This is a genomic window from Scytonema sp. UIC 10036 (assembly GCF_009725235.1).
Genome location: NZ_WJFC01000015.1, coordinates 1 through 16,152, shown reverse-complemented (window position 1 = coordinate 16,152; position 16,152 = coordinate 1). Strand labels below are relative to the sequence as shown.

11 protein-coding genes and 1 pseudogene are annotated in these 16,152 nt (G+C 41.0%); 6 read left to right on the top strand and 6 right to left on the bottom strand.

Features of this window, described 5'->3' with window-relative positions; all coding sequences use genetic code 11:
- Nucleotides 1-183: 183 nt before the first annotated feature.
- The 6 genes and pseudogenes from dndE (at nt 184) to F7734_RS09355 (ending at nt 4,421) form a co-directional block, all read left to right on the top strand.
- A pseudogene (gene dndE, locus F7734_RS09375) lies at nt 184-581 on the top strand (DNA sulfur modification protein DndE).
- A 212-nt stretch (nt 582-793) separates the two neighbouring features.
- Nucleotides 794-2,065, top strand: coding sequence for an AmpG family muropeptide MFS transporter (locus F7734_RS09370; RefSeq protein WP_166481816.1), 1,272 nt, complete (start codon nt 794-796; stop codon nt 2,063-2,065).
- A gap of 5 nt (nt 2,066-2,070) precedes the next feature.
- Nucleotides 2,071-2,490, top strand: a complete 420-nt coding sequence (locus tag F7734_RS09365; protein WP_155744415.1) for an ABC transporter permease — start codon at nt 2,071-2,073, stop codon at nt 2,488-2,490.
- A 205-nt stretch (nt 2,491-2,695) separates the two neighbouring features.
- Complete coding sequence (locus tag F7734_RS60595; protein WP_166481815.1) at nt 2,696-2,848, top strand: hypothetical protein; 153 nt, start codon at nt 2,696-2,698, stop codon at nt 2,846-2,848.
- A gap of 140 nt (nt 2,849-2,988) precedes the next feature.
- Nucleotides 2,989-3,558: a GNAT family N-acetyltransferase gene (locus F7734_RS09360; protein WP_243146772.1), complete on the top strand. Its 570-nt coding sequence runs from the start codon at nt 2,989-2,991 to the stop codon at nt 3,556-3,558.
- Between the two features lie 101 nt (nt 3,559-3,659).
- On the top strand, nt 3,660-4,421 hold the full coding sequence (locus tag F7734_RS09355) for a HEAT repeat domain-containing protein (protein WP_155744414.1): 762 nt from the start codon (nt 3,660-3,662) through the stop codon (nt 4,419-4,421).
- Nucleotides 4,422-4,566: 145 nt separating this feature from the next.
- Here the strand turns inward: F7734_RS09355 and F7734_RS09350 are convergent, their stop codons facing one another.
- The 6 genes from F7734_RS09350 to F7734_RS09325 form a co-directional block, all read right to left on the bottom strand.
- On the bottom strand, nt 4,567-5,931 hold the full coding sequence (locus tag F7734_RS09350) for a sorbosone dehydrogenase family protein (RefSeq protein WP_155744413.1): 1,365 nt from the start codon (nt 5,929-5,931) through the stop codon (nt 4,567-4,569).
- A gap of 92 nt (nt 5,932-6,023) precedes the next feature.
- Nucleotides 6,024-8,396: an NACHT domain-containing NTPase gene (locus F7734_RS09345; protein ID WP_155744412.1), complete on the bottom strand. Its 2,373-nt coding sequence runs from the start codon at nt 8,394-8,396 to the stop codon at nt 6,024-6,026.
- Between the two features lie 213 nt (nt 8,397-8,609).
- Complete coding sequence (locus F7734_RS09340) at nt 8,610-9,719, bottom strand: response regulator (RefSeq protein WP_155744411.1); 1,110 nt, start codon at nt 9,717-9,719, stop codon at nt 8,610-8,612.
- A gap of 234 nt (nt 9,720-9,953) precedes the next feature.
- Nucleotides 9,954-11,177, bottom strand: a complete 1,224-nt coding sequence (locus tag F7734_RS09335) for an EAL domain-containing response regulator (protein WP_155744410.1) — start codon at nt 11,175-11,177, stop codon at nt 9,954-9,956.
- A gap of 15 nt (nt 11,178-11,192) precedes the next feature.
- Nucleotides 11,193-14,039 (bottom strand): PAS domain S-box protein, encoded by a 2,847-nt coding sequence (locus F7734_RS09330; RefSeq protein ID WP_155744409.1) that lies wholly within the window; start codon nt 14,037-14,039, stop codon nt 11,193-11,195.
- A gap of 227 nt (nt 14,040-14,266) precedes the next feature.
- Nucleotides 14,267-16,152: family 10 glycosylhydrolase (locus tag F7734_RS09325; protein WP_155744408.1), on the bottom strand; the 1,886-nt coding region annotated here is incomplete at its 5' end.

The following is a 16,152-nucleotide window of genomic DNA, read 5'->3' as shown; positions in this document are numbered from 1 at the left end:
AACGAGGTAGACGAGGTGGGGGGTCAGATTCTTGATTCGCCAACAGTATCCTTTAAGAAGTCGGGGATCTGGACACTATCAGTGAAGTACTTTATCCTGAAGTGTTTGCGCTGCACATGAAATAATCTCCATAATGTAGCTCAAACATCGTGTTTTTCTTCATACCTACGCCACTGTCTACCCATGGAACCTCCCATTGACCGGATAAAACTCTCACAAACAGCAAAAGAACAACTTATCAAACTCAAACGCAATACCAAAATTGAAAACTGGAACGTGTTGTGTCGTTGGGGTTTTTGTCGTTCTCTTGCAGAACCAACACCTCCATCACCCGTACCCATACCAGCTGATAGCAACGTTGAAATGACATGGTCAGTATTTGGTGGCGAGATGTCCGATATTCTGTTACTTGCGCTCAAGCAACGCTGTTACAACGATGGCTTTGGGACAGATAAAGAAACTCTTGCCACGCAGTTTCGCCTTCACTTACATCGCGGTATCGGTTACTTAGCTGGCGATCCAAATATTAAGGAAAATTGAGAGATTTGATTGAATTGGCAATTGAGGGAATAGGGGGGTAGGGGGTAGGGGTTAGGGGCTAGGGAAGAGGGATTAGGGATAAGGAGAATTGAATTATTTTGACAACGTTTCACAAATTTATTTCCTACCCCCTACCCTCTACCCTCTACTCCCTACCCCCTACCCCCTAAATTGGCATCTTTGCCTGACACTACTTTATAAATGTGGCAACATAACTCACATCGTCCGGATACCGGAGGAGAATATTAAAACTGTGAAAGCAATATTATCAATACAAGAGGTTTTTATAAGCCGCAAAATGGCAACGCTGTTATTGCTGGGTTTTGCATCTGGTTTGCCGTTGTTTTTAACAGGGACGACCTTGAAAGCTTGGATGACAGTGGAAAAGGTGGATTTGGCATCTATTGGGCTGTTTAGCTTGGTGGCTTTGCCTTACTCCTTTAAGTTTATCTGGTCGCCTCTAATCGATCGCTTTGCACTGCCATTTTTGGGACGGCGTCGCGGTTGGTTAATTGTTCTACAGATTGGGTTGTTGTTGACTATTGCTCTGATGGCTTTTCAACAGCCCAAGCAAGCACTACAACTTTTAGCTGTTAACGCTATTGCGATCGCTTTTTTCAGCGCAACTCAAGATATTGTCGCTGACGCCTATCGAACTGATGTCCTGAAACAATCGGAAATGGGCGCTGGTGCAGCAATTTTCGTTTTAGGTTACCGAGCTGCATTGTTGCTTACCGGTTCTCTAGCGCTCATACTTGCTGATAGGATACCTTGGTCATCGGTTTATTTGTTGATGGCCTTAAGCATGGCAATTGGAATTTTTGGTACTCTATTGGCACCAGAACCAAAGCATATTAACCCGCCAGAATCTTTAGGAGAAGCTGTACTTTTACCGTTTGGGGAATTTTTCCAAAGACGGGGGGTATTGCAGGGCTTCTTAGTTTTGGTGTTTATTGTTCTCTATAAACTAGGTGATGCTTTCTTAAGCAGTATGTCAACACCTTTTTTGATTCAAACAGGGTTTACCCTCACTGATATTGGCGCAATTCAAACTGGTATGGGATTGATTGCGACAATTGTTGGAACTCTCGTTGGGGGAGCAATTTTGAGTCAAATTGGTATTAATCGCTCCCTATGGGTGTTTGGCGCTTTGCAAGCCGTAAGTAACTTAGCTTACTTTGGACTTGCACAACTAGGTAAAAACTATCAGTTTTTGGTACTTACCATTAACATAGAGAACTTTTGTGGTGGATTGGGAACAGCAGCGTTTGTTGCCTTTTTAATGAGTCAATGCAATCAGCGCTTTTCTGCAACTCAGTATGCTTTACTCTCCAGCTTTATGGCTGTCAGCCGTGATGTTTTAGTTGCTCCATCGGGAGTTGTAGCAAAAGATATGGGTTGGCCAGCATTTTTCCTAATTAGTATCGCAGCTGCTGTACCCGGTTTGCTTTTACTACCATGGTTTGCTCCTTGGAATCAACAACCAGAACCAATGAAGAGACCCGGACTTGACTATGAGGAATAAGAATTATGGGGCAGAAGCTCATCATTAGTACCGCAACAGTTATTCTTTTAATCACTGGCGTACTACTTGGCTACGTTCTTTCCCAGCTAGTTCTGGGATTTTTACCACTTAACTTGTTCACTTTTCTAGGAACATTTAGCCTAATTGTCATTTTTGGTACGCTGTATTATGTCTTATTTTGGGAATTTAGAAGGCAGCAGTCACCGTCATCTCGACCTTCTTCTTCTAGTGGAAGTAAGCCCCAGCCTCAGAGTGATGAGCGTATACCTGATGACAGTCTTAAGAATAAGCTGATTAGTCTGTTATCTGGTGACATTTCCACTGCTGAACGACTCGTCGAGCAGGCAAAGCAAGATTTTCCCGGCATGCCGGAAAATTGGTATTGGGAAAAAACTATTGCCGATTTGGAACGCGATCGCCGATAACTTTGTCTCCTGATACCATTTTGGATTTTAGATTTTAGATTTTGGATTGAGAAAGTCATGCCTTGACTTGATTTCAACCAACAATCTCTCGCATTCTTTATTTAATATGGTATGAGAGCTCCAAAGTCGCTAAAATAAATTAAGTCAGCTTAATATTTCTTAAGCTAGTTATCATAATGATTTGCTGTTCCAAGCATTCTGTGTTATGGCTATTTTCCGACAGTATATTGCGCCGCTACTTGTAGTGCTGATATTTTTTGTTGCCCTTGTGGCAGTTAGCGCTCGCATCTTCCTACCCTCAGATATGGCAGCACCTGCACCTATTGGAGAATTGGGAATGTTGTTGGTTAGGAGTTAGTGGTTAGTAGTTAGTGGTTAGTAGTTAGTGGTTAGTAGTTAGTGGTTAGTAGTTAGTGGTTAGTGGCGTGGGACAGGCGAGACGCCTGTCTCACCACTAACTACCTTTAAAAAAAATATAAAACTTTTCCCCATTTAGTTTTGGAATCTTTACTACCTGATTATATTGTTCGCCGTGGTTCTACTCTAGACCGCGCCCTATTGGTCAAGTTCATGCAGCGAACTTACCAAGAACTTTTCCCAGAGCAACAGGATTTTTCTCATTTATTACAAACAGTCGAGCAGTATTTTTCTAGTAAAACACCTGTGTGGTGGGTTTTTGTAAGACAGAGGGACAAGGAAGACAAGGAAGACAAGGAAGACAAGGAAGACAAGGGAGCATCTTCTACCATGTCTACCCCTTCTCCCATGTCTACCTCCTCCTCCCCTCAGTCTCCCGTCGCCTGTATCTGGGTGGGAAATGCTATCGATCAGATACAGGGAACTCGTCACTCTCATATTTTCTTACTTTACGTTGTGCCAGAACATCGGCGACAGGGCATTGCTAAAGCTTTGATGCTTTATGTGGAAAATTGGGCAAAGGCTAGAGGCGATCGCCAGATAGCATTACAAGTGTTTGAGTCGAATGCACCCGCATACAATCTTTACAATCAGCTTGGCTATCAAACTCAATCACTGTGGATGTTGAAACCTCTTAACAGTAACGAATAAAATTTATGCGTAAGTGCAATATTGAGCCAGAAAACTTATACGTCTTCACTTCGTGACACGAAGGGTTTTATATTAATCCCTATCAGGGATTAATACACGATATGTATGACGAAGAAGACCTAAGCTTACTTGATGATATAGAAATAGAACTGGAAAGCCCCCTAGACCATTTAGGACCACTAACTGCGGAAGCAGAAACACCTAAGCCCAATCCAGAGGCAATGCTAGCTCTATTGGAACATCCAGAACCACAGCAAAGAATGCTGGCTTCTCGTGCTTTTTGTGACATAGAAGATGCACGAGCTATTCCGCATTTGATTCATTTGTTAACTGATACTTGCCCTTTGGTGCGAGTGAGTGCGGCATATGCTATTGGACGCAACCCAAGCCCAGATGCCGTGGAGCCATTAATTACCCAATTAAACCGAGATTGGAACGGTTACGCACGTAAAGGCATTATTTGGGCATTGGGAAACTGTCGCGATCGCCGTTCTTTAGCGCCCCTCACAGATGCGTTAAGAACCGATATTTCAGCAGTACGTTTGTGGGCGGCAAGCGCCCTAGTTCAGATGGCAGATGTAGGTTATGAAGCAGTTGTGGGGGCAATACCACCCTTGATTGAAGCATTGGTGCAAGACCCGGTTGCCCCTGTGCGAAGTAATTGTGCCTGGGCATTAGGGCAATTGTGCCGCGAACTCCCTTCTAATGTCGTCTATGCCACAGCTATAGACGCTTTAATTCAAGCTTTTGCTGAAGACAAAGATTTAGGAGTTAGGGAGGATGCCAAAGCCGCTATTTTAGGTATCGGTGATACCCGTGGACTCCAGATGATAGAAACCCTCGAACTTGAGGGATGGTTTTGATGTGTGTCGGTTGTTAGTTGTTGGTTGTTAGTTGTTGGTTGTTAGTTGTTAGTTGTTGGTTGCGGCTAATAACCACTAACCACTAACCACCAACCACCAACTACTAACCACTAACCACCAACCACCAACTACTAACCACTAACCACTAACCCTGATACTGAATCCTATAAATCCGATTGTTAGCTTCCTCGGTAACCAAAAGACTACCGTCGGGTAAGACAAGTAAGCCTACAGGACGCCCCCAAGTTGTGGGTATAGAAGGGTCAAGTAGAAATCCTGTAAGGAAGTCTTCATAGTAGCCTTGGGGTCTCCCTTGACTATCAAAAGGCACAAAGACAATTTTGTAACCAGTACCGCGATCGCGATTCCAAGAACCGCGAAAGGCAACAAAAGCACCGTTCCGGTATTTTTGCGGAAAGGTCTGACCGTCATAAAACTGCAACCCCAAGGCTGCTGAATGTGCTTGAAATAAAACATCTGGGGTACGAGTGCGGGCTGCTAAGTCAGGTCGTTTGCTCTTGTTACCTGTTGCTTGGCGGGGATCGATATTATTGGGTGTTAAGTACGTATACGGCCATCCGTAGAATTCTCCCTGCTGAATGCGAGTGAAGTAGTCTGGTACTAAATCATCTCCTATACCGTCTCGTTCGTTGACAGTTGTGTAAAGTTCTTTTGTTACAGGGTGAAAGTCCAGACCAACTGGGTTACGCAAACCAGAGGCAAAGGTTTGTCGTCCACTCCCATCTAAGTTTATAACTTGTACGGAAGCCCTTGGTAGTGGTTCTTCATCTACATTACTTTCGGAACCAATGGAAACGTATATTTTTTTACTATCTGGTGATGACACCACGTTACGAGTCCAGTGCTGATTGTATCCACCACCTGGTAGGTCAGCGATTTTTTGTCCGGTACCACTGAGTTGCTGTTGACCTTGTTGGTAAGGAAATTTCAGGACAGCATCAGTGTTACCCAAAAAGAAGGCATTACCTGCAAAAGCCATACCAAAGGGAATATTGAGTCCATTTGCAGAACTAGCAAATGTCTCTTTAACATCAGCTACTCCATCACCGTTGGTATCTTTAAGTAAACGAATGCGATTTTGTCTGGTTTCTGTCACTAAAACATCTCCACTAGGAGTTAAAGCTAACCAACGTGGTGCATCCAACCCATCCGCAAAAACGTTAACGACAAAGCCAGAAGGTACGCGCAGAGTGGGTTTTGCAGGAATCGGTACGACTTGGGGTCTTTTTGAAGCACTGTCAGTTGCAAACGGTTTTGGTAAACCTTTGAGGTCAATATTAATAGGTGTAGGAGACAATGTTTCAGTCGGAATAACATTTTGTGTTTGCGCCGAATTCTGTGCTAGTTGAGCAGAGGGTGCAGAAGCTTGGGGTGTAGATTTTTCTGGGTAAGCACTAGTTCGATCGCATGGCAGCGCCGCCGTACCCGGCTTATCGCAAGCTGCTATACCCAGAAACAGAAACAGCAGCAACCAACGCAGAGATTTCATGGCAGTCCCCGTACTACTTTCAAGTACAACACCTTCAGTTTAACCTTTGCCCAATGCCCTTTGCCCAATGCCCTTTGCCCAATGCCCATTAGTCACTGATTACTGAACAAACTTTCCTCAATCGACTGCCGCAGTCTAGCATTGACGCGATCGCTACTATTTAGGCAATCAAAGAGCAATTTGTTGGCATCCCAGTACTGCTGTAGTGATTCCAACTCATTCTCTGTAAACTGCCAGTCGTAGCCAATATCACGCTTACTGATGGCTAAAGAACGCAATTCTTCAGTCCAAGTTTCTCCATTTGCCCACCACCACGCTTTGACGGCTTCTCTCCCTTCTAAAAAATGAGGTAACTGATTTTTTAGGTTTTGTAGTGATGTTTGTAATGAAGGATTTTGCCCTAATAAGTGTTCTAAATCGAGAGATAGCTCGATTGCAGATAGTCTTTGGAAGAAAATATCCGCAGTCATGGCTAAACTGACTGTTAGAGCATAAGTCAAAGCTAAATCTAAGGCTAAATCGACAACTAGTGTACCTGCAAACTTTTTATCTAATGTCAAAGTAAAACTTTGATTTCCGGCTAGAGAATGGTTCGGAGGAAGGGCAAGGGTAAAGTAAAAGGAACGCACGCTGGCTGGGTGATAAGATGCGATCGCATGGCAGCGCCGCCGTACCCGGTTTATCCCACTTGCCTTTTGATTTATCCATCTGAGAAATTGCTGTAATTTTTCATTTGAAGCTACCAGAATATTAATTTGTTGTTTCATTAACAACCACAAATCATCTGCAGTGTATAGCATTTCCGCAACTAGCAAAAAAACTTCTCGCCAAGACTTTTCATTTATATAAGTTGCAAATTCTTGCAATGTTTGCCGATTGGCGGTGGCAACAATTTCTCTTGCCGTCAAATATTCATGAAAAGTTAAATGAGAGAAAGAATAAATGCCTCGTGCTTGTTCCACTAAGAGTCCGTGCTGTGCTTCTATAGATTTTAACACGGCTTTACTATCTAATTGCAAAGCATCTACATCAGTAGGTGCTTGTCCCAAATGGCTGAGGTAATTGCCAATAAGTTGCTGGATTTGACTCTCAGAAAAAAAGTAACTACTTCGAGCAAAAGTACTTGCTGCTATATGACTGAGTAACTTTATTTTCTGTAATAAAGATAGATTATGATAAAACTCATCTCGTTTAATCCCTCTAGCTTCATCCCATCGCACCAACAATAAATCTAAACCTTGTCTATAAAGTTCGGAACGGAGGCGGGGAAAATGTTTGAACTGTTGAAAAACCAAGCAGGTAAGGTTAAGAAGAATGGGTATGGTAACTAGTTCTTTAATGTGATAATTTTCGGGTAATTCTAGCTTTTGCATAAAGTCAGCAGCTAGGACTTTTCCTCTTAACGGATAAGCTTTAGCAGTAGATAAAAACCATTTCTCAACAAATGCCCAAATTTGCGATTTAGTAAAATCTGCAATTTCAACTTGAGTAAATCCTTTAAATTTGTATTTTTGCGCTGCAATACGACAACTTATAACGATTTGATTTTTATAAAAATGTTCGGTAAAGTAACGGATTTCTTTAATGACTTTATCGCTCTCTTTATTTGTGACTTCATCTAAACCATCTAGTAGGATAATTGCCTTACCATAATGAAGTATTGTTTCTATTTCTTGCTCCAAAATTTCGCAAGTCTTAGCTGACTGCCCTAAATAATTCAATAAACTAATATTGGCACTTGCATTTGTGTCTTCGGCAAAACTTTTTAAACTTACAAAAAATGGCAAACAATCTGGTTTGAAATCTCCATTGTTGCACCGAATTGCAATTGATTGTAAAAAGGTAGTTTTGCCAGATCCCGGTTTACCCAATACCATCAGCTTAGAATATTTTAACGCTGCCCGCTCCCCTGCAATTCTTTCTTGATGTAATTGACTCAAGGCAAAACGACCAAATTCAAGCTGTGTATTGCTTTGATTAGAAGAATAACGGTTATTTCTGTTAACCGTAAAGTTTTGTAGCTCGCTTATATCCAGCCATCGCTGACTGGTAATTTCTTCTAAAATATTGACATCAATATAAAGCTCATCTAGGTTTAAAGGCTGAGCTATATCTAAAACGTACAGAGTACCGCACTGGTCTTGAATCTTTTCATAGTAGGCATCTCGGGCTTTTTGTACTAAAGCATCGATATCTGTGGGATTTTTTTGTGTCTCATCTAAAATTGTTGCCAGTTCAATATCGGGCTTTTGGACAATTTCTTCTGGATTTAAATCTAGTAAATTACAAATCTCGTGAAAGACGTAACGTTCAACAGGTTTCCCACTAAAAAACTTCCAAATTGGTTGCCGAGTGTCTAAGCCAACTTCAGATGCTAGGCATTCTTGTGTCCAACCTTTCAGTTTAAAAGCATATTTCGCTTTTCTTATTCCCTCAGCTGAGGCTTGGAGCGATCGCTTTGCCATATTCTATAACAAATGATTTTTCGTACATATTTTACACAATTTTATACAATGTATACGCAAAGTGAAATAGCAAATCACACATCATCTCAAACATGAGTAGTTCATAATAGTATCAAAGTCAGCCAATTAACCAATAATAAATTCAAACACTTAAGGCATCACCACAAAATCAGCCTACTGAGGATAATGCCTTAAGAGTTTTCTTTTTTGCCATCAAGCACATGGAAGCAGTACTTGCACAACAGTTTTCTCTCCGGGCTGACTGTAAATTTGGAGTTCACCTCCATGTAATTCTGCTATGCGCTTAACAATGCTTAATCCCAAACCAGAGCCTTGCTGTTCGTAAAGTTTTCGCTCAAATTGCCGATAAGCCCCCAAATCGGAAATTTGGGTGCTTGTCATACCTCTACCAAAGTCAGTAAATGATAGAGCAAATATTCGTTTGATAACAGTACTTTCTACACAGATAGAGGTTCCCGGCGATGAGAATTTTAAAGCATTGTCTAATAATTCTTCAGTTATTTTATAAAGTTTAGTTTCACACATCCTTAAGCTACAAGATTTTTGGAAATTGACGCTTACATCTGCTCCACGTCCTGATTTTTCAGCTTTTTCACTGATTAATCTTTGCAATCCCATTGTGGGGAATGCAGTTTTGTGGTTTTGAAGTAACTTTATTCTCTGCGGATCTGTCGCTGTGATTTCTAATTCTGCATAAAGCAAAAATTTTTGAATTAGTCTATATAGCCGTTCACCCGATTTATGAATGCCTTCAGCCATTTCACGGATTTCGTGAGAGGTAAGGTTGTCAACTTCTTTAATAAGAAGTTCTGAAAAACCCAAAATTCCATTGAGTGGTGTCCGCATTTCATGGGGAAGTGACATAGCAATATTGCTACGCAATTCATCCAACTTTTTTTGTGATTGTTGACGAATAGCAGCTTGCTTTTCCAATCTTGAGGAAATAGCTGCTAGTAATTCTACCCTGGTAAAAGGTTTGGTTAAGTAATCATCAGCCCCCAAAACCATTCCTTGGCGCACATCAGCTTTTTCGCACTTAGCAGTCAAAAAAATAAATGGAATTGTTGCTGTTAGCGGTTGTTGACGTAATTTCTGCAAAACATCATGCCCGTCTAGTTCTGGCATCATAACATCGCATATAATGAGATCCGGCACTTCCTCATGAGCTAATTGCACACCGATTAGCCCATTTTCTGCAGCAACAACCTTGAAATTCTCATAGGTGAGTAATTCTATCAAATTTTGCCGCACGCTTGTCTCATCTTCTATGACTAGAATTTTGTGCCTATTGTCATTTGTCATTTGTCATTTGTCATTTGTCATTTGTCATTTGCCATTTGTCATTTGTCATTTATCTTTGTTGTTTGCTGACCTCTAGTTACTTAAGTTATCTTTTCATTAATTTTCTTGAAAATATAATTTATATATGATTTTTTACCATTCAATATCTTCTTCAAAAACCACTAACAACTAACAACTAACAACTAACAACTAACCACTAACCACTAACCACTAACCATGTACGGGCGTAAGGCATTACGCCCCTACTAACCTTTTGTCCTCTATTAACATTTTTTCAAACTCTGGGGCTGGTAACGGACGGCTAAATAGGAACCCTTGCATGGCATCACAGTTGTAAGTTCGTAAAAATTCTAATTCTTGTTCTGTCTCTACACCTTCAGCTATGACCTTGAGATTCATATTGTGTGCCATTTGAATTAATGCTGTGGTAATTGCTGCTTTCTGTGGATCGCTGGCAACATTTTGAATGAAGTAACGATCTATTTTTAATGTATTGACAGGCAATTGTTTTAGATAAACTAAAGAAGAATAACCTGTTCCAAAATCATCAATAGCAATTTGTACTCCTAAAGAGTTGACTTTCTGTATATTCTGAAGAGCAGAGTCTACATTTTGCATAATCATGCTTTCTGTTAATTCTAGCCCTATGCGATCGGCTACTAGGTTATTGTTCAGTAAAAATTTAATAATCTTTTGACTAAATTCAGGCTGTATCAATTCACACACTGATAAATTGACAGCAATATGCAAGAAAGAAAACCCTGCATCATGCCACAATTTTGTTTGCTTGCAAACACTACGCAATATCCACTCTCCAATAGGGACAATTAAACCTGTAGACTCTGCTATAGGTATCACTTGTGTCGGAGAAACCATACCCAATTCGGGATGTTGCCAGCGTAGTAAACTTTCGGCTGCTATAATTTTACCAGAATTAATATGAACAATAGGTTGGTAATAAATTTGAAATTGGCGAAAATCTCGTCGTTCTAAAGTATGACGCAGGTACATTTCTAGCTTTTGAGCTTCTGGAGAGACAGCCTTAGTTTCATGGGTGAGATTTTTCGGATTTATATATTGTTTGAGGGTGGCTTGTTTAGATAAGCGACTAACGATCGCATTTAACAGTTCAGCCCGAGTAAATGGTTTGGTTAAATAGTCATCCGCTCCTAAGTCCATACCTTGACGAAAATCAGATCTAGCCGATCTAGCAGTTAAAAAGATAAATGGAATTGTTGCTGTCAGTATTTGTTCGCGTAATGCAGTAAGTACGCCGTAACCATCAACTTCTGGCATCATAAGATCGCATAAAATTAGATCGGGAGCTTCAGAGAATGCCAGATGTAATCCCATTTTTCCATTAGCGGCAGAAATCGTATCATAGTTTTCTGCTTCCAATAGATCTAAAATATTTTCTCTTACTGATTCTTCGTCTTCAATGACTAAAATTTTAATCATACTTTCCTTGGTTTGTCACTGGTCATTGGTTATTGGTAACTTAACAGTGAAGGTTGTTCCTACGCCAACTTGGCTTGTTACAGTAATGTCACCTTTGTGGGTATCGACGCATCTTTTTACAATCGCTAGTCCCAATCCCGTCCCCTGGATGTGACTGACGTTTGTAGCACGATGAAATGATTCAAATATATGAGGTAGGTCATCCGGTGGAATACCAATTCCATGGTCTTGAATTTCAAAGATTGCTTGCTCAGCTTCTAACTGAAGGGTAAATTCAATCAATTTATTCTCCCAAGAATATTTAATAGCATTTGATAGTAAGTTGCTTAAAATATGCCCTAGTAATTTTTTATCCATACAACACTGTACGGATTTATTTTGGCTTTTAAAATTGATTGTGTGTTGATTTTTAATATTTAATTCTGATTCCTCCACCATGTACTGACAGTATTCAACTAAATCAAACTCTTCCAGAGCCAAATTTAGTTTTCCCGATTCTGCTCTACCAATTAACAAAACATTGTCTAATATTTCTGTCATATGATGCACGGCGTTTTGAATGCGTTGCAGGTGAGAAAGCTGTTTTTCCTGCGGCCATTTGTAACGGTAGTGTTGTAGCAATTCTGCTGAGGAGAGAATAGTACTTAAAGGCGTGCGAAATTCATGGGAAGTCATGGCAATAAAGCGAGATTTGAGATCGTTGAGTTCTTTTTCTTTTTGCAGTGCATTTTTTAGTTCCTCTTCAAGTTGCTTGCGTTCTGTAATATCGAGCCAGTAACCAACGATTTCTAATGGATTGCCAGTATCATCTAGCACAAGCTTAGCTTGGTCATACATCCATCGGATACTCCCATTTTTATGAGAAAAACGATACTCATAGTTAACTTGTCTTTGCTCAAACAGTTTTGCTGCATCAGCAATGATTCTCGGCAAATCTTCTGAATAAACATGGTTTATCCAAAAACCAGGCGTTTGCACAAACTCTTGTACTTCATAACCAAGCACGGACGTAACATTTTCACTGATAAATGTCGTGTCAAAATCGCCTGAAGGTTTGCAGCTATAAATGACTCCTGGGCTAGAGGAGAGTAAATAGTGCAACCGCTCTTGCGAAACTAATAGAGCAACAGCTGCCTTCTGTCGCTCTGTAATATCACTTTGAATACCAATATAGTGTGTTAAATTTCCATTGGAGTCGTGAACTGGAGAAATACTTAACTCATTCCAAAACAAAGAGCCATCTTTACGGTAGTTGCGTAAAACTACAGTACAGCCCTTTCCTTGGGTAATAGCATTGCGTAATTCGATTAAACCAAGCTGATTGGTATCTCCATTTTGAAGAAAACGACAATTTCTTCCCAGAACTTCTTCTATAGAGTAACCCGTAATTTGCTCAAACGCTTTATTGGCATAAATAATTGGTGAGTCTGGCATAGTCACATCAGTAATGACAATGCCATTGCTGCTAGCTGCGATCGCGCGATCGCGAAGTCGAAGGCTTTCTTCAGCTTGCTTGCGAGAAGAAATATCCTCAAATGTACCTAAGATACCCATGACTTGACCTTCTCCATCATGAAGTGGCACTCTAGTCGTTTCTAACCAAGCGTCTTGACCATCTTTCCGCACGTGAAGTGACACTACATGATACTCTGGTGTATCAGCGTCCATCACCCTAGCATCACATTCACGGTAATATCTAGCTTCTTCCCGATTGCAAACCAAATCAAAGTCAGTCTTGCCAATAATATCGTCTGGGTTATCCAACCCTATCATCTGAGCAAAATTGCGGTTGCAACCTAAATAGACAGATGTTGTATCCTTCCAAAAAACACTTTGAGGAATGTTGTCCACGATCGGTTGCCACATTTCTTGAGATTGCCGCAATTGCTCTTCTATTAACTGGCGATCGGCGATTTCGTACATTAACTGCCGATTTATATCTCTCAAAGCTTGTGTACGCTCTTCAACTCGCACCTCCAGTTCTGCATTTGCCCTTACAAGATCTGCTTGCGCTTGTTGTAATGCTCTTTCTACTTGCTTGGTTTCAGTAATATCAATTCCCACTAAAACTGCAGCTTGCCCTTGCTGGTATTTATTCGCTGTGATTAAATAATTACGAGTTGTGCCATGAACCTGCATATCAAAGATACAAGATTTTGCTAGCTCGGAACTACCCACAAAATCTTGTATGAAATTTGCTATTTTTTGATTGGTTTGTGTAAAACCCACCAGTTGACCAACAAAATCATCAGTGGTTAAATTCAAACTTTCAGCTAAACGACGGTTCACTCCCAAATAATGTCCATCAGCACTCACCCACGATACAAATCCAGGCACTGCATCTATAACAGCTTGAAGTTGCTGTTTTGCTTCAGAATGGATAACAGCCGACTCTATCAAACTAAGTTGCTCCTGAGTTTGCTCTAATTCACCTATAGTCAATCCTTCTCTTTCTATAGCGTGGCAAATACTTTCGTATGTAATCACTCCCACTAATTGTTCCTCATCATCTACAACAACTACTGTAGGTAAATGATGCAGGCGCAAAAATGTTAGTAATGATAATATATTGGTTTCCATTTGAGAACGCTTCAGGGTAATTACTGAAGTCTCCATCACTTCAAAAATCTTAATTGTTTTAAAATTCATATCTGACAAAGCTACCTGCACTATATTTTGCTCAGTCAGTAACCCCACCACTCGCATTTCTTCTAGTACTAGGACAAAACCTGTTTGTAACGGAGATTGACGCATAACGGCTACTGCGTCTAATAAAGTTCTTTCTCCAGTAATCGTTGGAGGAGAAGGATAAATGATAAAATCCAAACACGGTAATAAAATTTGTTGAGCTAAAGCTTGCATAGGTAGTTGCAATAGCCTAAATGGCGAAATTGTTGTATTATAGTGTTTTCTCTAAATAACTTATATTGTTTTTACGCTGTATAAAAGCATTTTCTTAAGTATAACTACAAAGAAAAAATATAGGTTTATACTAAATATTTTTAACCGCCAATGTACGCAGATGCATGCAGACAAAACTGATAAATTATCCGCATCCGTCTGCGTACACTGGCGGTTGCAATTTTCTCCTACTTGCGAACTTGAGCACGTTCTCCGTAACGTAGTAACCTATCTATTGTAGTCAAACGATTTTCCCAAACTTTGACTTGATACAAATTTTCTTGAGACGGAGCACGCATTAATGTTCTAAATTGAGACACAAAGCGAGTGAGTACAGCTTTTGCTGCAATCAAATTACTGGAATTAGGCTCTTGCGCTAGCCGATCTAAAGCACTTTGTACAATATCTGCTTGAGAATGAAATGTTGCCAAGGTTGTGTTCGACAGTTGTAACTTATTATTTTGAAACAAAAATTTCCATTCCCGTTGTAAAGCAGAGTAACGGGCTGCTGCAGTTTTAAAAGGTTGGCGGTGAGGAATGAGTTCTTGTGGTTTGGGTTGAACACTTCCTTGAGTTGCACTAAAGACTTTGTGTAAGTCATTGCTAAAGTTTTCAGCAGCAAATAGGGCATAACCAATTACTGGCAAGTCTCTCAGGAGTTGAATTTGATCGAATGCTCCCACTGTAGGCAATGAAAGCAAGCGAATTCCCGGTACTAATAGCGCCGATCCCAGTTGTGAAGATCTGATCCAAGGTTGTGCCAGACGCTCGAAACGAGCTGTCTCTAAAGCATAGGTCATAGGAACAATCAAATCTATATCCCCGTTTTTTGCCCAAACTTCCCATTGTTGTTGAAGTTTTTGAATGCGTTCTTGTTCTTGTAGGGGAAATACAGCAGCTGACAAAATCAAGTTGGGTCGTTTTTCTCGCAGTTGCTTTGACAGTTGTGCAACAAAAGTATTAATTTGAGAAGTCCGAAATTCCGTCCACTTTTGCCATAATTCTCCGTCTTTTGGAGAAATACTGGCTGGATCTACGCCAGTTTGCTGTTGAAACTGCTCTCTGGCAGCTCTGCCGTAACCATAAGTCCGGTTGGCAGATGGATCTTGGAAGGGATAGCGAATGTAGTCTAGTTGCAAACCATCTACATTGTAACGAGTGACAATTTCCTCATAGAGATTCAGTAGGTATTGCCTTAACTGAGGATTAGCTGGATCGAAGAATGGCTTACCCTGCCCTGGAGGAATCATCTGACTGCGATTGTCGTAGCCAGCCCAATCAGGATGAGCAGCAAGCACCGGTCCTGGATATTCAGGGTTAAGGTTCAGCAGTATATTGTGATTTCTGTTACCGGCAGCAAACGCCCAAACCCAAGCGTGTAATTCTATACCTCTTTCATGAGCAAGCTTAACCGCAACTTCAAGGGGGTCCCATCCCCGAACGAGGGGGTTTTGCTGTGGTGCAATTTTGCTGGGGTAAATCGTGTACCCAGCATTTACAGTTTCAAAAAATACAGTGTTAATTCCCGCTTGAGCCAACTTATCAAAAATGGCAGCTAACCCTTGTTCGTTCCTAGCACGGACAATTGTTCCTCGATCGAGCCACACTGACCGAATTTCTGGTTGAGCAAGTCTTTGGTCGAGAGGAAATTGTTTCCATAAATTTGCTCTTGCCATTTGCCACTGCTGACGGGCAAGGGCATAATTTCTTTGTGAAACTAATTGAGGCAAATTTTTAGCGATCGAGCGGGCATTATCTATAACTTGTTCTGGATTGGAAACAAGTGAACCTGGTGTTGTGGATGCCACCTCTGTTTGTTGCGCCTTGGTCCCTTGGGTTGTGTTGGCGTTTCCGTTATTAACTGAAACTGCCAAACGAGAACTCTCTACTCTGCCAATTAGATTTTCAAGTTCGTGCTGGAGTGCGATCGCATCCGCTTGGCTAATTTGCGATTGTGAGTTGGGGTCAACATTAAACCGTACCGTTTGTTCTAATTGGTCGATCGCTTCGTCTGACTTTGGTGGCGGTGCAACGTTAATGCGGGGAGTAGGGAGTAGGGAGTAGGGAGTAGGGG